16 protein-coding genes are annotated in these 20,103 nt (G+C 62.1%); 12 read left to right on the top strand and 4 right to left on the bottom strand.

Features of this window, described 5'->3' with window-relative positions:
• Nucleotides 1-72: 72 nt before the first annotated feature.
• The 8 genes from tssE (at nt 73) to K1567_RS16595 (ending at nt 13,496) form a co-directional block, all read left to right on the top strand.
• On the top strand, nt 73-588 hold the full coding sequence (gene tssE, locus K1567_RS16630) for a type VI secretion system baseplate subunit TssE (RefSeq protein ID WP_034101768.1): 516 nt from the start codon (nt 73-75) through the stop codon (nt 586-588).
• A complete protein-coding gene (gene tssF, locus K1567_RS16625) occupies nt 585-2,444 on the top strand; it encodes a type VI secretion system baseplate subunit TssF (protein ID WP_047881781.1) in 1,860 nt (619 codons plus the stop codon). Before tssE ends, tssF begins: the two co-directional genes overlap by 4 nt.
• Nucleotides 2,408-3,451: a type VI secretion system baseplate subunit TssG gene (gene tssG / locus K1567_RS16620; protein WP_034101509.1), complete on the top strand. Its 1,044-nt coding sequence runs from the start codon at nt 2,408-2,410 to the stop codon at nt 3,449-3,451. The genes tssF and tssG overlap by 37 nt, the downstream gene beginning before the upstream one ends.
• Nucleotides 3,444-6,107: a type VI secretion system ATPase TssH gene (gene tssH, locus K1567_RS16615; protein WP_047881782.1), complete on the top strand. Its 2,664-nt coding sequence runs from the start codon at nt 3,444-3,446 to the stop codon at nt 6,105-6,107. The genes tssG and tssH overlap by 8 nt, the downstream gene beginning before the upstream one ends.
• A gap of 149 nt (nt 6,108-6,256) precedes the next feature.
• The gene (locus K1567_RS16610) at nt 6,257-8,197 is read left to right on the top strand and encodes a type VI secretion system Vgr family protein (protein ID WP_034101511.1); all 1,941 of its coding nucleotides are present in this window, start codon (nt 6,257-6,259) and stop codon (nt 8,195-8,197) included.
• Nucleotides 8,198-8,212: 15 nt separating this feature from the next.
• Nucleotides 8,213-8,647, top strand: coding sequence for a DcrB-related protein (locus K1567_RS16605; protein ID WP_034101512.1), 435 nt, complete (start codon nt 8,213-8,215; stop codon nt 8,645-8,647).
• 12 nt (nt 8,648-8,659) lie between these two features.
• Entirely contained in the window at nt 8,660-13,039 is a 4,380-nt protein-coding gene (locus tag K1567_RS16600; RefSeq protein ID WP_220698658.1) for an RHS repeat-associated core domain-containing protein, read from the top strand.
• 13 nt (nt 13,040-13,052) lie between these two features.
• Complete coding sequence (locus K1567_RS16595) at nt 13,053-13,496, top strand: hypothetical protein (RefSeq protein ID WP_169867639.1); 444 nt, start codon at nt 13,053-13,055, stop codon at nt 13,494-13,496.
• An 85-nt stretch (nt 13,497-13,581) separates the two neighbouring features.
• On the opposite strand, the gene K1567_RS16590 is transcribed toward K1567_RS16595, so the two are convergent.
• The 3 genes from K1567_RS16590 to K1567_RS16580 form a co-directional block, all read right to left on the bottom strand.
• Nucleotides 13,582-13,857: an HU family DNA-binding protein gene (locus tag K1567_RS16590; RefSeq protein ID WP_011064269.1), complete on the bottom strand. Its 276-nt coding sequence runs from the start codon at nt 13,855-13,857 to the stop codon at nt 13,582-13,584.
• A 191-nt stretch (nt 13,858-14,048) separates the two neighbouring features.
• Nucleotides 14,049-15,197: an NAD(P)/FAD-dependent oxidoreductase gene (locus K1567_RS16585; RefSeq protein WP_040266718.1), complete on the bottom strand. Its 1,149-nt coding sequence runs from the start codon at nt 15,195-15,197 to the stop codon at nt 14,049-14,051.
• A 36-nt stretch (nt 15,198-15,233) separates the two neighbouring features.
• Nucleotides 15,234-15,401, bottom strand: coding sequence for a rubredoxin (locus tag K1567_RS16580; RefSeq protein ID WP_034101514.1), 168 nt, complete (start codon nt 15,399-15,401; stop codon nt 15,234-15,236).
• Nucleotides 15,402-15,597: 196 nt separating this feature from the next.
• On the opposite strand from K1567_RS16580, the gene K1567_RS16575 reads away from it, so the two are divergent.
• Nucleotides 15,598-16,161, top strand: a complete 564-nt coding sequence (locus K1567_RS16575) for a chorismate lyase (protein ID WP_169867640.1) — start codon at nt 15,598-15,600, stop codon at nt 16,159-16,161.
• The gene (gene ubiA, locus K1567_RS16570; RefSeq protein ID WP_034139842.1) at nt 16,161-17,051 is read left to right on the top strand and encodes a 4-hydroxybenzoate octaprenyltransferase; all 891 of its coding nucleotides are present in this window, start codon (nt 16,161-16,163) and stop codon (nt 17,049-17,051) included. The genes K1567_RS16575 and ubiA overlap by 1 nt, the downstream gene beginning before the upstream one ends.
• A 119-nt stretch (nt 17,052-17,170) precedes the next feature.
• Here ubiA and K1567_RS16565 read toward each other — a convergent pair whose 3' ends face one another.
• Nucleotides 17,171-17,548 carry a hypothetical protein gene (locus tag K1567_RS16565; RefSeq protein WP_040266711.1) on the bottom strand — a complete coding sequence of 126 codons (378 nt, stop codon included), beginning with the start codon at nt 17,546-17,548 and terminating at the stop codon, nt 17,171-17,173.
• Between the two features lie 155 nt (nt 17,549-17,703).
• Here K1567_RS16565 and phoB point away from each other — a divergent pair, with 155 nt between their 5' ends.
• Together phoB and phoR are read left to right on the top strand one after the other, a co-directional pair.
• Nucleotides 17,704-18,393: a phosphate regulon transcriptional regulator PhoB gene (phoB, locus tag K1567_RS16560; protein ID WP_003176964.1), complete on the top strand. Its 690-nt coding sequence runs from the start codon at nt 17,704-17,706 to the stop codon at nt 18,391-18,393.
• A gap of 137 nt (nt 18,394-18,530) precedes the next feature.
• Complete coding sequence (gene phoR, locus K1567_RS16555) at nt 18,531-19,817, top strand: phosphate regulon sensor histidine kinase PhoR (RefSeq protein WP_187696792.1); 1,287 nt, start codon at nt 18,531-18,533, stop codon at nt 19,815-19,817.
• The last annotated feature ends 286 nt before the right edge of the window (nt 19,818-20,103 follow it).

Raw genomic sequence — 20,103 nt, 5'->3', positions numbered from 1 at the left:
CCTGCGCCACGGCACTACGGCCTCAAGCGCAGCCTCTTGTTCCTCTCGCAATCCGTCCGTGGAGCTGCTTTGGTGGTAACTGAAATCGCTTCCCGCGACCGTCTGCAACCGTCCCTGTTGGACCGGTTGACCGACGAAGACCCAACCAATCCCAAGGAAAGCGCCGACAAACGCGTGCTGTCCCTGACCCAATTGAAAGCCTCGGTGCTGCGTGACCTGGCGTGGCTGCTCAATACCACGTCGTTGCTCGATGCCGATGCGACGCTGCACACCCCGGCCGGTACGTCGGTGATCAATTACGGCCTGCCGGCGCTGGCGGGCAACAGCGTGTCCAGCGTGGACATCAAAGCGCTGGAGGCCCTGATCTATCAGGCCATCGCCACCTTCGAGCCGCGCATCCTGCGCCACACCCTGCGCGTCAAAGCCCGGGTCGGCCACGGCGAGATGAACCACAACGCCTTGAGCTTCGAGATCGAAGGCGACTTGTGGGCACAGCCGGTGCCGTTGCGCCTGCTGCTGCAAACCGACCTGGACCTGGAATCCGGCCATGTGCGCGTGGTCAACGCTGACCAACGGAGGCGCTTATGAACCCGCGCCTGCTGGAGCTGTACAACCAGGAACTGCACCACGTGCGCGAAAGCGCCGCCGAGTTCGCCAAGGAATACCCGAAGATCGCCAGTCGGCTGACCCTGTCCGGTATGGACTGCGCCGACCCGTACGTCGAACGCCTGCTCGAAGGCTTTGCCTACCTGACCGCCCGCGTGCAGCTCAAGCTCGACGCCGAGTACCCGACCTTCACCCACAATTTGCTGGAAATCGCCTACCCGCATTACCTGGCGCCGACCCCGTCGATGACCGTGGTGCAATTGCAGACCGACCCCGACGAAGGTTCGCTGGTCGGCGGTTTCCCGTTGCCGCGCGACACCGTCCTGCGCGCCGCCCTCGGCCGCGAGACCCAAACCTGCTGCGAGTACCGCACCGCGCACCCGGTGACGCTGTGGCCGCTGCAGGTGAGCAATGCCGAGTACTTCGGCAACCCGGCCACCGTACTCGGGCGCCTGGCCGCCAGCGAACCGAAGGCCAAGGCCGGCCTGCGCCTGACCCTGCGCACCGGCGCCGAGCTGCCATTCAACAGCCTCGATCTTGACAGCCTGCCGCTGTACCTCAGCGGCGCCGACGAGCAACCGTTCCGCCTTTACGAGCAACTGCTGGGCAACGCCTGCGCGGTGTTCGCGCGCAAGCCCGGTGGCGATTGGGTCGAGCGCCTACCGCAAGACGCACTGCGTTCACGCGGGTTCGACGACGCGGACGCGGCCATGCCGGTAGTGGCGCGGGCGTTCCAGGGTTATCGGTTGTTGCAGGAGTACTTCGCCCTGCCCCAGCGGTTCCTGTTCGTGGAGTTCGCCGAGCTGAGCCGGGCGGTCAAGCGCTGCGACGGCCAGGAGCTGGAATTGATCGTGCTGTTCGACCGTCACGAGCCGAGCCTGGAAGGCAGTGTCGGTGCGGCGCAGTTCCTGCCGTTCTGCACCCCGGCGATCAACCTGTTCCCCAAACGCCTGGACCGTATTCACCTGTCCGACCGCGTCAATGAACACCATGTGATCGCCGACCGCACCCGGCCGATGGATTTCGAGGTGCATTCCCTCACCGGCCTGACCGGCCATGGCACCGGACCGGAGCAGCCGTTTCTGCCGTTCTACGCGGTGCGCGACCCGTCGCGCTACGGGCGGGACAAGGCCTACTACACGGTGCGCCGCGAGCCTCGCGTGCTGTCCAGCGACCAACGCCGCAACGGCCCGCGTTCCACCTACGTGGGCAGCGAAACCTTTGTGAGCCTGGTGGACAGCCAGCAAGCGCCGTACCGTCACGACCTGCGCCAACTCGGCGTAACCGCCCTGTGCACCAACCGCGATCTGCCGCTGTTCATGAGCGTGGGCAATGGCAAGACCGACTTCACCCTGGCCGACAGCGCCCCGGTGCTGGCCGTGCGCTGCGTAGCCGGCCCGAGCCGCCCGCGCGCCAGCCATGCCCATGACGCCAAGGCTTGGCGCCTGATCAGCCAGCTGTCGCTCAATTACCTGTCCCTGAGCGAACAGGGCCAGGGCGCCGGCGCCTTGCGCGAGCTGCTGCGGCTGTATGGCGACAGCAACGATGCCGCGCTGCAATTGCAGATCGAGGGCTTGCGCGAAGTCTGCAGTAAAGCCGTGACCCGGCGCCTGCCGATGCCCGGCCCGATCGTGTTTGGCCGGGGCCTGGAAATCACCCTGGAATTCGATGAAAACGCGTTTCGCGGCACCGGCGTGTTCCTGCTCGGTGCGGTGTTGGAACGCTTCCTGGCACGCTACGTGTCGATCAACAGCTTTACCGAGACGGTGATCCGTACCACCGAACGCGGCGAGATCATGCGATGGAAAGCCAAGCCCGGACGTCGTCCGACCCTGTGAGTACCCTGGAAGCGATGCACCAGGAGCCCTGGGAATACGATTTCTTCCAGGCCCTGCGGCGCATCGAATGCGAGTCGCCGCAGCTGCCGCGCCTGGGCCATTCCCTGCGCCTGGCGGACGACCCGTTGCGCCTCGGGCAACAGGCCGACTGCACGTTCGCCCCGGCCACCCTGGCGTCGCTGGAGCCTGGCGGTGACGGCCGGCCGGCGCGGCTGGAGCAATTCTTCTTCGGCCTGGGCGGCCCCAACGGCCCGCTGCCGTTGCACATCACCGAATACGTGCGCGAGCGTCAACGCAACAACGCCGACAGCACCAGCAAACAGTTTCTGGACGTGTTCCACCATCGTCTGCTCAGCCTGTTCTACCGAGCCTGGGCCGAGGCGCGGCCGACGGTCAGCCACGACCGCCCCGACGATGACTACTGGTCCGCGCGCCTCGCCGCGTTGAGCGGTCGCGGCATGCCGAGCCTGCTCAACCAGGGGCTGATTCCCGACACGGCCAAGCTGCATTACAGCGGCCACCTGTCGGCACAGACCCGCTATCCGGACGGTCTCAAAGCCATCCTCAGCGAGTACTTCGGCCTGCCGGTAGAGATCGAGGAATACGTCGGCCAATGGCTCGAACTGCCCGAACGCAGCCGCGTGGGCGTCAACGCCAACCGGCTGGGCGTGGACCTGTGCCTGGGCAGCCATGTGTGGGACCGCCAGCATAAATTCCGTATCCGCCTGGGCCCGCTCACGCTCGATGACTACATGGGCATGCTGCCCGGCCACCAGCCGTTCAACGAACTGGTGGCGTGGGTAGCCGAGTATCTGGGCCACGAATTGGACTGGGACTTGAACCTGGTCCTGCAACAACCCGAAGTACCGGCGCTGCGGCTTAACGGCCAGTTTCGCCTGGGCTTCAACACGTGGCTCGGCCAACCTGCGCACGACGCCAACGACCTAATCCTGGCCCGGCATTACGCCGATCAAGCCACCACCTCAAGGAATCCAGAGCATGGGTGAAATCAGTCGCGCCGCACTGTTCGGCAAACTCAACAGCGTGGCCTACAAAGCCATCGAAGCCGCCACCGTGTTCTGCAAGTTGCGGGGCAATCCTTACGTGGAACTGGCCCACTGGTTCCACCAGTTGCTGCAACTGCAGGACTCGGACCTGCACCGCATCATCCGCCAGTTCAACGTCGAGCCGGCGCGCCTGGCCCGCGACCTGACCGAAGCCTTGGACCGTCTGCCGCGCGGCTCGACTTCCATCACCGACCTGTCGTCCCACGTAGAAGAAGCAGTGGAACGTGGCTGGGTCTACGGCAGCCTGATGTTCGGCGAAAGCCAAGTGCGCACCGGTTACCTGGTGCTGGGCATTCTCAAGACTCCGAGCCTGCGCCATGCGTTGTTAGGCTTGTCCGGCGAGTTCGACAAGATCAAGGCCGAGGCCCTGAGCGAGCGTTTTGACGAATACGTCGGCGACTCGCCGGAAAACGCCTTGACCGCCAGCGACGGTTTCAACGCCGGCGCCGTTCCGGGCGAAGCCAGCGGCGCCATGGCGCCCAGCGCGATGGGCAAGCAGGAAGCCCTCAAGCGCTTCACTGTGGACCTGACCGAACAGGCGCGCAGCGGCAAGCTCGACCCGATCGTGGGGCGTGACGAAGAGATCCGCCAGTTGGTCGATATCCTTATGCGTCGGCGCCAGAACAACCCGATCCTCACCGGTGAAGCCGGGGTGGGTAAAACCGCCGTGGTCGAAGGGTTTGCCCTGCGCATCGTCGCCGGCGATGTGCCGCCGTCGCTCAAGGATGTAGAACTGCGCAGCCTGGATGTGGGCTTGCTGCAAGCCGGCGCCAGCATGAAAGGCGAGTTCGAACAGCGTCTGCGCCAGGTAATTGAAGACGTGCAGGCCTCGCCCAAGCCGATCATCCTGTTTATCGACGAAGCCCATACGCTGGTGGGCGCTGGTGGCGCCGCCGGCACCGGCGATGCGGCCAACCTGCTCAAGCCTGCGCTGGCCCGCGGCACCCTGCGCACCGTGGCCGCCACCACCTGGGCCGAGTACAAGAAGCACATCGAGAAAGACCCGGCCCTGACCCGCCGCTTCCAAGTGGTGCAAGTGGCCGAGCCCTCCGAAGACAAAGCCCTGTTGATGATGCGCGGCGTGGCCTCGACCATGGAACAGCACCACCAGGTGCAGATCCTCGACGAAGCCCTGGAAGCCTCAGTGAAGCTGTCGCACCGCTACATTCCGGCGCGCCAGTTGCCGGACAAATCCGTGAGTCTGCTGGACACCGCCTGCGCCCGCGTGGCCATCAGCCTGCACGCGGTGCCGGCCGAAGTAGACGACAGCCGCCGTCGCATCGAGGCCCTGGGAACCGAGCTGCAGATCATTGCCCGCGAGCATGCCATTGGCATTGACACCGGCGCGCGCCAGAGCAACAGCGAAGCCCTGTTGGCCGCCGAACGCGAGCGCCTGGCCACCCTCGAAAGCCGTTGGGCCGAAGAGAAAGCCCTGGTGGACGAGCTGCTCGCAACCCGTGCCACCCTGCGCGAAAAGGCCGGGGTGGTGGACAGTGGCAACGACGAATTGCGCACTCAATTGGTCGACCTGCAACAACGCCTCACCGCGCTGCAAGGCGAAACCCCGCTGATCCTGCCGACCGTGGATTACCAGGCCGTGGCCTCGGTGGTCGCCGACTGGACCGGCATCCCGGTGGGCCGCATGGCCCGCAACGAATTGGAAACCGTGCTGAACCTGGATCAGCACCTGAAAAAACGCATCATCGGCCAGGACCATGCCTTGCAGATGATCGCCAAGCGCATCCAGACCTCTCGCGCCGGCCTCGACAACCCGAGCAAGCCGATCGGTGTATTCATGCTGGCCGGCACCTCCGGCGTGGGCAAGACCGAAACCGCCCTGGCCCTGGCCGAAGCCATGTACGGCGGTGAGCAGAACGTCATCACCATCAACATGAGCGAGTTCCAGGAAGCCCACACCGTGTCGACCCTCAAGGGCGCGCCACCAGGCTACATCGGCTACGGCGAGGGCGGTGTGCTGACCGAAGCGGTACGGCGCAAGCCCTACAGCGTGGTGCTGCTGGACGAGGTGGAAAAAGCCCACCCGGACGTGCACGAGATTTTCTTCCAAGTGTTCGACAAAGGCGTAATGGAAGACGGCGAAGGCCGGGTGATCGACTTCAAGAACACCTTGATTCTGCTGACCACCAACGCCGGCACCGAGCTGATTTCCCAGGTCTGCAAAGACCCGGCGAACATCCCCGAGCCCGAGGAGATTGCCAAGGCCCTGCGCCAGCCGCTGCTGGAGATCTTCCCACCGGCCCTGCTCGGCCGCCTGGTGACGATCCCTTACTACCCGCTGAGCGACGAGATGCTCAAGGCGATCACCCGCTTGCAGCTCAACCGCATCAAAAAACGTGTGGAGAACACCCACAAGGTCGCCTTCGACTACGACGACGCGGTGGTCGACCTGATCGTCTCGCGTTGCACCGAAACCGAAAGCGGCGGACGCATGATCGACACCATCCTTACCAACAGCCTGCTGCCGGACATGAGCCGTGAATTCCTCACGCGCATGCTTGAGGGCAAGGCGCTGGCGGGTGTGCGGATCAGCAGTCGGGATAATGAGCTGCACTACGACTTCAACGACGCCGAATAACGACTGTTGAAATAAGGTTTAAATGTGGGAGGGGGCTTGCCCCCGATAGCGGTGAATCAGGCACTGCATGCATCAACTGACACACTGCTATCGGGGGCAAGCCCCCTCCCACATTTGGACTGGGTTCCTTCAGTTATTAGGGTACTTCGATGCTATTCAACCAAGCCTCACGCCTGGCCAAAATCACCAGCCCCCTCGGGCCGGATGTGCTGCTGCTCAATGAAATGGGCGGTGGTGAAGAGTTGGGGCGCCTGTTCAATTACGAGCTGCAACTGACGTCCCTGGACGCCAACATCGACCTCAACCAGTTGCTCGGCAAACCCATGAGCGTCGGCCTGCAATTGGCGGACGGCGGCGAGCGGCACTTCCACGGCATCGTCGCGCGGTGCAGCCAGAACATTGATCAAGGCCAGTTCGCCAGTTACCAAGTGACGCTGCGCCCGTGGTTCTGGCTGCTGACTCGGACCTCGGACTGCCGGATTTTCCAGAACCTGAGCATCCCGCAGATCATCAAGCAGGTGTTCCGCGACCTGGGCTTTTCCGACTTCGAAGACGCCCTGAGCCGGCCGTATCGCGAGTGGGAATACTGCGTGCAGTACCGCGAAACCAGCTTCGATTTCGTCAGCCGCTTGATGGAACAGGAAGGCATCTACTACTTCTTCCGCCATGAGCAGGACCGCCATGTGCTGGTACTGGCCGATGCCTATGGCGCCCACACCACCGTGCCGGGCTACGCGTCGGTGCCGTACTACCCCAAGGATGAGCAACAGCGCGAACGCGACCATATGCACAACTGGCATTTGGCGCAGGAGGTGCAGCCGGGCTCCCTGGAACTCAACGACTACGACTTCCAGCGCCCCAGCGCCAGCATCGACGTGCGCTCGGCCATGCCGCGCCCACATACCGCCGGCGACTACCCGCTCTACGACTACCCCGGCACCTATGTGCAAAGCGAAGACGGCGAGCACTACGCGCGCACCCGCATCGAAGCGCTGCAAACCCTGCACGAACAGATCGAGTTTGCCGGCAATGCACGCGGCCTGGGATCGGGCCATCTGTTCAGCCTCACCGGCTTCAGCCGCCAGGACCAGAATCGCGAATACCTGATCGTTGGCATCCGCTACTACATCGTCCAGGAAAACCTCGAAAGCGGCGGCGGTTCGGCCTCGGCGCAGTTCGAAAGCAGCCTGACCTGCATCGACGCACAGCAAAGCTTCCGCCCGTTGGCCACCACTCACCGGCCCATCGTCAAAGGCCCGCAAACCGCACTGGTGGTCGGCCCCAAAGGCGAGGAAATCTGGACCGACCAGTACGGCCGCGTAAAGGTGCATTTCTATTGGGACCGTCACGACCAATCCAACGAAAACAGCTCGTGCTGGATTCGTGTGTCGCAGTCCTGGGCCGGCAAGAACTGGGGCTCGATGCAGATTCCGCGGATCGGCCAGGAGGTGATTGTGAGCTTTCTGGAAGGCGACCCGGACCGACCGATCATCACCGGGCGGGTGTACAACGCCGAGCAGACCGTGCCCTACGACCTGCCCGAGAACGCAACCCAGAGCGGCATGAAAAGCCGCTCCAGCAAGGGCGGCACGCCGGCCAACTTCAATGAAATCCGCATGGAGGACAAGAAGGGCCTGGAGCAGCTGTATATCCATGCCGAGCGCAACCAGGACATCGTGGTGGAGGTGGATGAGAGCCACTCCGTCGGGCACGACCGCAACAAGAGCATTGGCCATAACGAGACGGTAACCATCGGCAACAACCGCCTGCGCATCGTCAAGCAGGAAGACATCCTTTCGGTGGGCCAGCGCAAGACCGACAGCATCAGCCAGAGTTACGTGATCGAAGTGGGCGAAAACCTGCGCCTGGTCTGCGGCGAAAGCATCCTGGAGTTGAATGCCAGCGGGCAGATCAACCTCACCGGCGTAAACATCAGCTTCTATGCCAGCGGCGATGCCGAGATCAATACCAAAGGCGTGCTGCACCTCAATAACGGCGGCGGCCCTGGCGCCACGCCCGATGGACAGGGCCAGAAAACCAGCATCGACGCCAATATCAAAGCCGCGTTCCCCGCGCCGAAAAGCTCCTGACGAGACCCGTTTGCCATGACGTACCGAATCAACGAATTCCAGTTCCAACTGCCGGCGAGCGAGCTGCAGGATGCGACGATCAACATCCTCAAGTTCCCGGAGCTGGGCACATCCCTGATCGTCAGCCGCAGCCAACTGGCCGACGGCGAAACCCTGCACAGCAACTTCAACGACCAGCTCCAGCGCCTGGAAAAACAGGTGCAGGATCTGCGCTATCAACCGGGCGTTGACGTGCGCTTGGGCGCCGCGCAGGAAGTGGAAGGCATCGAGCTGCGCAGCCAGTTCAACAAGGGCAACGACAAGGTGTTCCAATACCAGCTGGCGCTGGTGATACCGGGCACGCGCAAGATGCTCGCCTTGAGTTATGTGAAGGCCGAGAAGCTTGGGGAGGCCGAAGCGGCGCATTGGGCGCTGATCAAGAACTCGCTGTCGTTCGACGCCATTTCCTAATGAGCTGCCTGCATGTCTGACGCGCTTTGGGCGGCCCGCATGGGCGATGCACTCTCCCACACTTCGATGATGGCCGACATCCTCGGCGGTGTGCTGGAAGTGGCGGCCAACATCGCGATCACGGCGGTGGCGACGGCGGCGGTGGTTGCCGCCACCGGGATTACCGTGGCCACTGGCGGGCTCGGTTGCTTCCTGTTGGGCGCCGTGGTGGGCACGGTTGTCGGCCTGGCCATGAGCAAGACCGGCGCGGACAAAGGCTTATCGAATTTATGCGAGAGCTTCAGCAACGCCCTGTTTCCGCCCACGGTGCAGGCGAACATCCTCACCGGTTCCACCAACACCCTGACCAACAACATTCCGGCCGCACGCGCCGCCGGGGCGATCACCTCTCACGTCGCACCCGCCGGCACTGAGCTGGAAGAGCCCGCGCCCGAGCCAGAAGCCAGCTTTCTGGACATGGCCGAGAGTTTCTTCTCGCAGATGTGGCGCCCTACGGTTGCCACGCCCGCCCCCGGCGCCGAACCCAAGCCGCTGGACCTGGTGACGTGCATGAAGCACCCACCGATGCCGCCGCAGTTTCTGGCCGAGGGTTCGGAAAAAGTCACCATCAATGGCCAACCGGCGGTGCGCAGCGGTGACCGCAGCACCTGCGATGCAACGGTGGTGTCGTCGGGGCTGATCTCCTCCAATGTGACCATTGGCGGCGGCTCGGTGGTGGTGCGCGAGATTCGCAGCGGCAAGACACCGGGCGTCGGGCTGGCGGTGACGGCGTTGCTGATGCTCAAGGGCGGCAAGGGCAAGTTCTTCAGCAAGTTGCCCTGCATGTTGATCGGCGGCGCGGCCTCGATGGCCGTTAGCAGTGCGATGGGGGCAATGGCCAACGCGGCGATGGGCTCGTCGAACCCGGTGCACGCGGCCACCGGCGCCAAGGTGCTGGGCGGTGACGAAGAGCTGGATTTCGTCCTGCCCGGCATCCTGCCGATTGATTGGCAGCGGTTCTACAACAGCCGTGACGAACGCACGGGCAGCCTGTTCGGCCCAGGCTGGAGCGTGCCGTATGAAGTCTGCGTCGCCATCCAGCCTCACCCCGACGGCGGTGAAACGCTGATCTACACCGATGAACAGGGCCGGCCTATCGACATGGGCAGCATCCCCCTGGGCGGCGCGGTGTTCAGCGCCGGTGAAGGGCTGGCCGTGCGCCGACACCTCAACGGTGAGCTGCTGATTGAAAGCGATGACGGCCTGTATCGCTTGTTCGAACCCTCCGCCAACCCGGCATTGCTGCGCCTCAGCCAACTCGGCGACCGCAACGACAACCGCATCCATGTCGATTATGACGACGCCGGGCGCCTGGTCCGACTGCGCGATACCTTCGATCTGGTGCAAGTGGAGTTGATCCGTGATCAAGGTCACGTGGTACGACTCGAACGGCTGTACCCCGACCAGCGCCGCGAAGTGCTGGTCAGCTATGGCTATGACGCTATCGGCAACCTGGCTGAGGTCCGCGATGCAACTGGCCAAGTGCAGCGCCGCTTCAGCTACGATGCTGGCCGGCGCATGGTGGAGCACCAGCTACCGACCGGGTTGCGCTGTTTTTACGAGTGGGCCTTGGTTGAAAACGCGGAATGGCGCGTGGTCCGGCACTGGACCGACGAAGGCGACGCCTACCAGTTCGACTATGACTTGCAGGCCGGTATCACGCGGATTACCGACGGCTTGCAACGCGTCAGTACCCGTCACTGGAACACCCAGCACCAGATCGTTCGGTACAGCGACAACCTCGGGCAAACCTGGCTGTTCGAGTGGAACGACGAACGCCAATTGCTCAGCGCCACCGATCCGCTGGGCGGGCGCTATGCGTACAGCTACGACGATGCCGGCAACCTGATCGGCGAGACTGACCCGCTGGGCCGCAGCGACTCGACCTTGTGGCTTGAGCATTGGGCACTGCCGCTGGTGGAGACCGACGCCGCCGACAATAGCTGGGCGTATCGCTACGATCAGCGCGGCAACTGCATCGCCGAAACCGACCCGCTGGGCTATGTCACTCGCTATCGCTATGACGATCACGGCCAGCCCGTAGAAATCATCGACGCCACTGGCAAAAGCAAGAAGCTGCGCTGGAACCCGTTCGGGCAGTTAGTCGAGCATGTGGATTGCTCCGGCTATCCCACCCGCTTCAGCTACGACGAACGCGGCAATTTGCAGGTCATCACCGACGCCCTTGGCGAGCGCACCCTGTTCAGCTATGACGCCCAGGGGCGCCTGCTCAGCAGCCAATTGCCGGACGGGCGCACCGAGCAATACCAACGCAACACCAGCGGCCAACTGGTGGGTTACACCGACCCGGCCGGGCATACCACCCTGTATCAGCACAACCGTCGCGGCCAGGTGCGCCAGCGCATCGACGCCCATGGTCGGCAGGTGCAGTTCGGCTATGACAGCTATGGGCGCCTGCAAGCGCTGATCAACGAAAACGGCGAGCGTTATCGGTTTGCCTGGGACGCCGGCGATCGGTTGACCGAGCAGCAGGACCTGGATGGCAGCGCCAAGCGCTACCGCTACGATCCGCTGGACAATGTGATTGCGGTGAGCGCTGTACCGGCCCCGTATGGCAGTGGCTTGGCCGTCGTCCCCGAGACAGCGCCCGCGCCCATCGTCCATCGATTGGAGCGCGACGCCGTTGGCCGCCTGATCGCCAAGACCACCGACGATGGCCGCACGGACTACAGCTACGACGCCGTGGATCAGCTTACGGCGGTGACGTTCACCGACTTGCACGGCAACACCCAGGCCCTGAGCTTCGCCTACGACGCCCTTGGCCAGTTACTCACCGAACAGAGCTCGGCGGGCAGCCTGCACCACCACTACGACGAACTCGGCAACCTGATCCAGACCCAACTGCCCGACGGCCGCTGGCTCAACCGCCTGTACTACGGCAGCGGCCACCTGCATCAGATCAACCTCGATGGCCAGGTGATCAGCGACTTCGAACGCGACCGCCTGCACCGCGAAGTGCTGCGCACCCAAGGTCAGCTCAGCACCCGCAGCGAATACGACCGCAGCGGCCGCCTGCGCGCACGTCAACGTCGCCTGGCGGGCCAACCATCGCTGTTACCGGCAGCCGCACAAAAACAATTCGAATACGACCCCGCCGACAACCTGATCGGCAAACTCGACCAGCAGCCCGCCACACAACACCGCCAACTGCTGCACTACGACGCCACCGGCCGCATCATCGCCAGCCAGGACAACCTGCACGGCCAACGCGAAACCTTCGCCTACGACGCCGCCGCCAACCTGCTCGACGGCCCGCAACCCGGCGCCGGGCTGGTGGTGCACAACAAGCTGCTGACTTATCAGGACAAGCGTTATCGCTATGACGCCTTCGGCCGCACAATCGAAAAACGCAGCACCGCGCGCGGCCTGCAACGCTTTGCCTACGACGCCGAAAGCCGTCTGATCGAAGTACGCAATGAAAACGGCAGCGTGGTCCGGATGACCTACGACCCGCTGGGCCGACGCATCGCGAAAACCGAGCACGGCGGTGACGGGTATCCGCTGGGGGAAACCCGGTTTATGTGGGATGGCCTGCGGTTGTTACAGGAACACCGCCACAGCCAAACCAGCCTGTACGTCTACGAAAACGAAGGCTACGAACCCCTGGCCCGCATTGACGGCAGCGGGCCTCTGCAAAAAATCCGCTACTACCACAACGACCTGAACGGCTTGCCGGAACAACTCACCGAAGCGGATGGGCACACAGTTTGGCAGGCGACGTATCGGGTGTGGGGCAACACACTGGAAGAGGTGCGCGAGCCTTATTACATTGAAGAGCAGAACCTGAGGTTTCAGGGGCAGTATCTGGATCGGGAGATTGGGCTGCACTACAACACGTTCAGGTTTTATGATCCGGATGTGGGGCGGTTTACTACGCCGGATCCGATTGGGTTGCACGGCGGTTTGAATTTCTACGTCTACGCGAAAAACCCATTTGGGTGGGTCGACCCATTGGGGCTATCTTGCCGCCTGAATTCTGTGGGCAGAACACCAGGCAAAAACAGCCGCACGGGGAAAGCGGTAATCGCACGGATGAGAGCCGAGGGCAAAATCATCGGTACAGGCAAAAATATGAGATTCCAGAGCACCGATAAAAAATGGTACTCGATTAAAGACGCTGATATGGCCCATAAGACCGATGCCGTCAAATACTGGAACAGCAAGGGCGGTTTTCACGGCGCCAAATCAAAAGAGGTCAGAGGATGGATGCGCGACTCTGACAACTATGAGCTGGAATATTATTCTCACAACCGATCAAAAGGCGCTTTACTTACGGATCGATATAAAGATCCCGCCGACTTTATCGGGCCGGCTGAGCAGCCTAAATATTAGTAAGGATTATTGTATGAAAGACTTGGCAGATGAGAATCCCGACCTCGCAGAAAAGATCATGAACATTATGGCGTCAGGTAATGATCTCGATGACCAGAACAAAAAATCTGAAGCCCAGGCTATGTATCAGCAGGCATGGGATTTACTTCCTGAGCCAAAGCTTGAGTGGACGCCTCTGTCATCATGGGTCACAGGTTCTTTTTTCAATCTTTACTTTGACAGCGGTGATTTCACGGCAGCTGAACAGTGGGCGCAGAAAACGTTGGATGGGCGCGAGTCCGATATTGATACGGGTCCATTGATCAATTTGGGAATGGCATTTCTAGAGTTAGAAAGAAAGGCCGATGCATTTAAGTGCTTTGATGAAGCTTATAGCTTTGGTAAAGCACGAGCTTTTCAAGACCGCCCCAAAAAATATCTGAATTTCTATTTGGATGAGAAAAAGAAGGGCCATTGATTTAACCCCACAAAAAATGGGCACCCAACCCCGTCGGCGTGCCCACTTTTCCTATCACCCCGCCTCCCTTCGGACGGTACTGCGCTTACGGGTTGACGCTGTCTTTGAGCGACTTGCCCGGCTTGAACGCAACGGTATTGCTCGCCTTGATCTTCACAGGCTCGCCGGTTTGCGGGTTTTTGCCGGTGCGGGCGCCGCGGTGGCGTTGTAGGAAGGTGCCGAAGCCCACCAGGGTGACGCTGTCCTTGCGGTGCAGGGCGCCGGTGATTTCTTCGAGAATGGCGTTGAGGACGCGGTTGGCCTGCTCTTTGGTGAGATCCGCTTTTTCAGCGATGGCGGCTGCGAGTTCGGGTTTACGCATAAGTGAAGCCTCTTTGACGGTTTTTTGTTGTTATGTCCGTGCCGCTCTCTGACGGAGCGGCGCCCAAAGCGCCGCAGGCTCTACTCTGCGGCAGACGGGAGTGAGGATGGCATGCCCTCGCACGCTCCGCCAGTCTCGCGGCGACCTTTCTAGAGGGAAAAATGTGCTTATTCCGACAGAACGACCGGTATTTACGCCAGCAACGGCGGAAGTTCTTTGTTGAGCGCGAGTTTTTCCATCACGGCGGTGCCCGTCAGCGCATAGCCCAGCAGGCGGCCACTGGCGTCGCGGCACAGCGCCTTGATATCGCCACCCTGCCCTTCGACATTCCAGACCCCTTCGGTGCCGCGTGGCGGTGGGGAAACCACCAACGGGCACACCGGTGTTTTTACGGTGACCGGCATCGGGCCATAGCTGACGGCGGTGGCGTTGCCGGCCAGCGTCTGGGCCAGGGCGCGCGCGCAGGTCATCAGAGGCATGACGTACAACAGATTGAGGCCGTCGACCTCGGCGCAGTCGCCCAGGGCGTAGATGTTGGCGTGGGAGGTCTTGAGGTGGCGGTCCACCATGATTCCACGGTTGACCTGCAGGCCCGCCGCGGCTGCCAGGTCGATGCGCGGGCGCAGACCGATGGCCGAAACCACCAGGTCGCAACGGATCACTTCACCGTCCGACAGATGCGCTTCCAGGCCGTCGGCCGTGCGTTGCAGGCGGTTGAGCACCGGCCCCAGATGGAAGCGTGCGCCAAGGCTTTCCAGGCCGGCTTGCACCGCCGCAGCCGCAGCCGGGTGCAGCAGAGTGGGCATGACTTGCTCGCACGGCGCGACCAGATCGATCTCATAACCACCCAGGATCAGATCATTGGCGAACTCGCAGCCAATAAGGCCGGCGCCGAGCAGCAGTACGCGGCGCTTGCCGGCGGCGGCGGCGCGAAAACGTGCATAGTCTTCCAGGTCGTTGATCGGGAAGATCAGCTCGGCAGCGTCGCCCTCGACCGGTACGCGTACGGTTTCGGCGCCCCAGGCCAGGATCAGGTCACGGTAAGCCACCGCTTCCTCGCCGATCCACAGGCGCTTGTGGCCAGGGTCGATGCCGCTGACGCGGGTGTGGGTGCGCACCTCGGCCTTGAGTTGCTCGGCCATGGCGCCCGGTTCAGCCATGCTCAGGCCATCGGCTTCCTTATTCTTGCCAAAGCCGGTGGAGAGCATGGGCTTGGAGTAGGAGCGCCCGTCATCCGCGGTGATCAGCAGCAATGGGGTTTCGCTGTCGAGCTTGCGAAACTCCCGGGCCACGTTGTAGCCGGCCAATCCTGTGCCGATGATCACGACAGGTGCGTTCATTCCTTTCTCCTTGTAGTACGTTTCTTAAATTTCAGATCAGCCGATTTGGATCATTTCGAAATCCATTTTGCCCACGCCGCAATCCGGGCACAGCCAGTCTTGCGGGACGTCCTCCCAACGCGTGCCCGGCGCGATGCCATCATCAGGCCAGCCGTCTGCTTCGTTGTAGATAAGGCCGCAGACGATACATTGCCACTTCTTCATTACTTACTTCCTCAAGGTCCAGGCAAATTGGCCGGCGGTCGATGGATCCAGCATTGCCACGCGGCTCAGGGCGTTTTGTACTGACCGGGGCGTGCAGATGCAAGCGTCATCGACTCAACGGGCCGGTTGAGCCCGGCAAAAGACCGGGACGCCATGGTAAGCTCGCCGCCTCTTTTACTGCCCATACCGACTCGCCGTGCCGCACTCACTCGCCCGCCCCGCTGCTTGCCAATGGCTGCCCCAGAGCCTTCTGAACCCTGCGCCCGCGCCGTTGACCCTCGACTGGTTGTTCGACGAAGGCTCACTGACGCGGCGACTGACCGAGCTGTCCAACGAGGGCTTCAGCGTCACGCCGCTGTTCGAAGGCTGGCAGCCGCTACGCGAGGATGAGTGTGTTGCGCTGCAGCTGGCGCCGGCCAGTATCGGCTGGGTACGCGAGGTGTATTTGCGCGGGCACGGCCAACCCTGGGTGTTTGCCCGCAGCGTGGCGGCGCGCAGCGCCTTGCAGGGCGATGGGCTGCAGATGGACGAATTGGGCAGCCGTTCGCTGGGTGAGTTGCTGTTCTGCGACCGCGCGTTCACCCGCCAGGCCATTGAAGTGTGCCGCTACCCCCTGCACTGGCTGCCCGCGGCGGATCAGGCCGATGGGTTGTGGGCCCGCCGCTCACGTTTCGACCGCGGCACATTGAGCGTGCTGGTGGCGGAAATCTTCCTGCCGAGCTTCTGGCATGCGCTGCATGATCCTTCGGAGAACCGCTGATGTATCAACGCCTGCTCCAATCCTTCAACCGCCTGAATCCCAGGGCCTGGGACTTCATTCAATTAACCCGCATGGACAAGCCCATCGGCATTTACCTGCTGCTGTGGCCGACGCTATGGGCGCTGTGGATTGCCGGCGAGGGCTCGCCGTCCTTGGCCAATATCGTGATTTTCGTGCTGGGCGTGACGCTGACGCGCGCTGCCGGCTGCGTGATCAATGACTGGGCCGACCGCAAGGTTGACGGGCACGTGAAACGCACCGCGCAACGCCCGTTGGCCAGCGGCAAAATCAGTTCCAAAGAAGCGCTGGTGTTCTTTGCGGTCCTGATGCTGATCAGTTTCCTGCTGGTATTGCTGACCAATGCCACAACCATCTGGCTGTCCCTTGGCGGCCTGGCGCTTGCGGTCAGCTACCCCTTTATGAAGCGTTACACCTATTACCCGCAGGTGGTGCTGGGGGCCGCGTTTTCCTGGGGCATGCCGATGGCATTCACCGCCGAAACCGGCCATCTGCCCGCCACGGCTTGGCTGCTGTATATCGCCAACCTGCTGTGGACGGTGGCCTATGACACTTATTACGCCATGACTGACCGCGATGACGATCTGAAAATCGGCGTTAAATCCACCGCGATTCTGTTTGGCGATGCCGACCGCGTGATCATCCTGACCTTGCAAGGTCTTTCACTGGCGTGCCTGCTGCTGGCCGGCGCGCGCTTCGAATTGGGCGGCTGGTTCCACTTGGGGCTGCTGGCGGCTGCGGGATGTTTTGCCTGGGAGTTCTGGTACACCCGCGATCGCGATCGCCTCAAATGCTTCAAGGCGTTTTTGCACAACCACTGGGCGGGGTTGGCGATTTTTGTCGGGATTGTGGCGGATTACGGGTTTCGCTGAGTTTTTGCAGTGTCTGGCCGGGACTCATCGGGGGCAAGCCCCCTCCCACCTTTTGATGTGTGAATACAGTCAAATGTGGGAGGGGGCTTGCCCCCGATGGCTTGAGCAGCACCCAACGATCAGGGCTTGATCACATGCCACGCGCCACCCTTGCCATCGCCGGTCTTGTCACCGGCCTTTTTGTCATCCTTGTAGGTGTACACCGGCTTGCCTTTGTAGGCCCACTGGCTGGTCTGGTCGTCGCGGGTGATGACCTTCCAATCGCCCGTCGCCGTGTCGGTGGACTCAGCCTTCAGCGGTGGCCAATTGGTCGCGCACGTGTCATTGCACACTGAATTGCCGTCGGCGTCCTTGTCGAAGGTATAGAGAGTCATGCCTTTGTGATCCACCAACATCCCACCTTGGGTCATCGCCGGCTCCGCCGCGAATGCTAGGCCGGGCAGGGTCAACGCCGCCGCTACCAACAGGGCTTTCCAGGAAACAGTGCTGTGAGTCATCGGAACCTTCCTTTTGTGGTTGTCAGGATTCGGACTCAAAGGGTAGTCCAGAGTGCCGTGAATTGCCCAAGCGACTAAATTACTGTCACACGACTGCAATAATTCCGTTATCTAATGCGGCGCAAGACAGTTAAATGACAAGAGGATTTTTGAGCATGGTTGGCAGGAGCATTCTGATTGTTGACGACGAAGCGCCCATTCGCGAAATGATCGCCGTTGCGTTGGAAATGGCCGGCTATGACTGCCTGGAGGCCGAGAACTCCCAGCAGGCCCATGCCATTATCGTCGACCGCAAGCCGGACCTGATCCTGCTCGACTGGATGCTACCCGGCACCTCCGGCATCGAGCTGGCCCGCCGCCTCAAGCGCGATGAGCTGACCGGGGATATCCCGATCATCATGCTTACCGCCAAGGGCGAAGAGGACAACAAGATCCAGGGCCTGGAAGTCGGTGCCGATGACTACATCACCAAACCCTTTTCCCCACGGGAACTGGTCGCCCGACTCAAGGCTGTGTTGCGCCGTGCCGGCCCTACCGACGGCGAAGCGCCTATTGAAGTCGGTGGCCTGCTGCTGGACCCGATCAGCCACCGCGTGACCATCGATGGCAAACCGGCCGAGATGGGCCCTACCGAATACCGTCTGCTGCAATTTTTCATGACTCACCAAGAGCGCGCCTACACCCGCGGCCAACTGTTGGACCAAGTGTGGGGCGGCAACGTATACGTGGAGGAGCGCACCGTGGACGTGCATATCCGCCGCCTGCGCAAAGCCTTGGGCGATGCTTACGAGAATCTGGTACAAACCGTGCGCGGTACCGGCTATCGGTTTTCAACCAAGGGTTGAACCGCAAGCGGTCAGCTACAAGCGGCAAGAGATGCCGCATCGCTCTAACTTGAAGCTTGCAGCTTGAAACTTGAAGCTGCCCCCCAAGGACGTATTTTCAAGTGAATTCGAATTGGCATGGCACCTTGATCCGCCACATGCTCCTGTTGGTCACCGGCTGCCTGTTGGTGGGCCTGATCAGTGGCTATTACGGCTGGAGCCTGGCCATCGGCATCGGCTTGTACTTGGGCTGGACCCTCAAACAACTCCTTCGCCTGCATGAATGGCTGCGCCAGCACAAACCCGACGAAGCGCCACCCGACGGCTATGGCCTGTGGGGCGAGGTGTTCGACAGCATCTACCACCTGCAACGCCGCGACCAGCGGGTGCGCGGGCGTCTGCAAGCGGTGATCGACCGCGTGCAGGAGTCCACCGCCGCGTTGAAAGACGCGGTAATCATGCTCGACAGCGATGGCAACCTGGAATGGTGGAACCGCGCCGCCGAGACCCTGCTGGGCCTCAAGACGCCCCAGGACAGCGGCCAGCCGGTGACCAACCTGGTGCGCCACCCGCGCTTCAAGGAATATTTCGAGCAGGACAATTACGACGAAGCGCTGGAAATCCCCTCGCCCACCAACGACCGGGTGCGCATCCAGCTATACCTGACGCGCTATGGCAACAACGAACACCTGATGCTGGTACGCGATGTCACGCGCATCCATCAGCTGGAACAGATGCGCAAGGACTTCGTCGCCAACGTCTCCCACGAGTTGCGCACACCATTGACGGTGATCTGCGGATACCTGGAGACGCTGTTGGACAACGTCGACGAGATCAATCCGCGCTGGGGCCGCGCCTTGCAACAGATGCAGCAGCAGGGCTCACGCATGCAGACCCTGCTCAACGACCTGCTGCTGCTGGCCAAGTTGGAAGCCACCGATTACCCCTCGGACAACCAGCCCGTGGCGGTCCCGAGCCTGTTGAAAACCATCAAGAATGACGCTCTGGCCCTGTCGGGCGAGCGCGGGCAGCAGATCAGCCTGGAGGCCGACCCGGCGGTGCTGCTCAAGGGCAGCGAGGGCGAGTTGCGCAGCGCGTTCTCCAACCTGGTGTTCAACGCGGTGAAATACACCCAGGACCAGGGCACCATTCGCATCCGTTGGTGGGCCGATGAGCAAGGCGCACACCTGAGCGTGCAGGACTCCGGCATCGGCATCGACGCTAAGCACCTGCCGCGCCTGACCGAACGTTTCTACCGTGTCGACTCCAGCCGCAACTCCAATACCGGCGGCACCGGGCTCGGCCTGGCGATCGTCAAACACGTTCTGCTGCGCCACCGCGCGCGCCTGGAGATCAGCAGCGTGCTGGGGCATGGCAGTACGTTCACCTGCCACTTTCCACCCGCTCAGATGACCCGTTCGCGGGCCATCGGCCTAGATGAATAACCCAAAAACGCCATAAGACTAATGTGGGAGGGGGCTTGCCCCGATGACCACAGGTATCTACACATCTTCGGCGTAAACATAACGCGAGAAAATAAGGTTGTTGTGGTGAGCAGGCTTGCCCTGCGCTGGGCTGCGAAGCAGCCCCATTCCAGGCGATGTGGTTTTATCTGGCAAAGCGAGGCGCCTGGGTTTGGGGCCGCTTCGCAGCCCAGCGCGGGGCAAGCCCGCTCTCCACAGAGTTATCTGTGAGCCTTTTAGATTTGTGTAGATACCTATGCCCCGAGGG

The organism is Pseudomonas sp. S5F11 (genome assembly GCF_019641515.1).
GTDB lineage: Bacteria > Pseudomonadota > Gammaproteobacteria > Pseudomonadales > Pseudomonadaceae > Aquipseudomonas > Aquipseudomonas rhodesiae.
This window is presented reverse-complemented; position numbering and strand designations above follow the sequence as displayed.

Coding starts and splice junctions, on each gene's coding strand:
- tssF (WP_047881781.1), top strand. CDS start 585: ATGAACCCGCGCCTGCTGGAGCTGTACAACCAGGAACTGCACCACGTG.
- tssG (WP_034101509.1), top strand. CDS start 2,408: ATGGAAAGCCAAGCCCGGACGTCGTCCGACCCTGTGAGTACCCTGGAA.
- tssH (WP_047881782.1), top strand. CDS start 3,444: ATGGGTGAAATCAGTCGCGCCGCACTGTTCGGCAAACTCAACAGCGTG.
- K1567_RS16610 (WP_034101511.1), top strand. CDS start 6,257: ATGCTATTCAACCAAGCCTCACGCCTGGCCAAAATCACCAGCCCCCTC.
- K1567_RS16605 (WP_034101512.1), top strand. CDS start 8,213: ATGACGTACCGAATCAACGAATTCCAGTTCCAACTGCCGGCGAGCGAG.
- K1567_RS16600 (WP_220698658.1), top strand. CDS start 8,660: ATGTCTGACGCGCTTTGGGCGGCCCGCATGGGCGATGCACTCTCCCAC.
- K1567_RS16595 (WP_169867639.1), top strand. CDS start 13,053: ATGAAAGACTTGGCAGATGAGAATCCCGACCTCGCAGAAAAGATCATG.
- K1567_RS16590 (WP_011064269.1), bottom strand. CDS start 13,857: ATGCGTAAACCCGAACTCGCAGCCGCCATCGCTGAAAAAGCGGATCTC.
- K1567_RS16585 (WP_040266718.1), bottom strand. CDS start 15,197: ATGAACGCACCTGTCGTGATCATCGGCACAGGATTGGCCGGCTACAAC.
- K1567_RS16580 (WP_034101514.1), bottom strand. CDS start 15,401: ATGAAGAAGTGGCAATGTATCGTCTGCGGCCTTATCTACAACGAAGCA.
- ubiA (WP_034139842.1), top strand. CDS start 16,161: ATGTATCAACGCCTGCTCCAATCCTTCAACCGCCTGAATCCCAGGGCC.
- K1567_RS16565 (WP_040266711.1), bottom strand. CDS start 17,548: ATGACTCACAGCACTGTTTCCTGGAAAGCCCTGTTGGTAGCGGCGGCG.
- phoB (WP_003176964.1), top strand. CDS start 17,704: ATGGTTGGCAGGAGCATTCTGATTGTTGACGACGAAGCGCCCATTCGC.
- phoR (WP_187696792.1), top strand. CDS start 18,531: ATGCTCCTGTTGGTCACCGGCTGCCTGTTGGTGGGCCTGATCAGTGGC.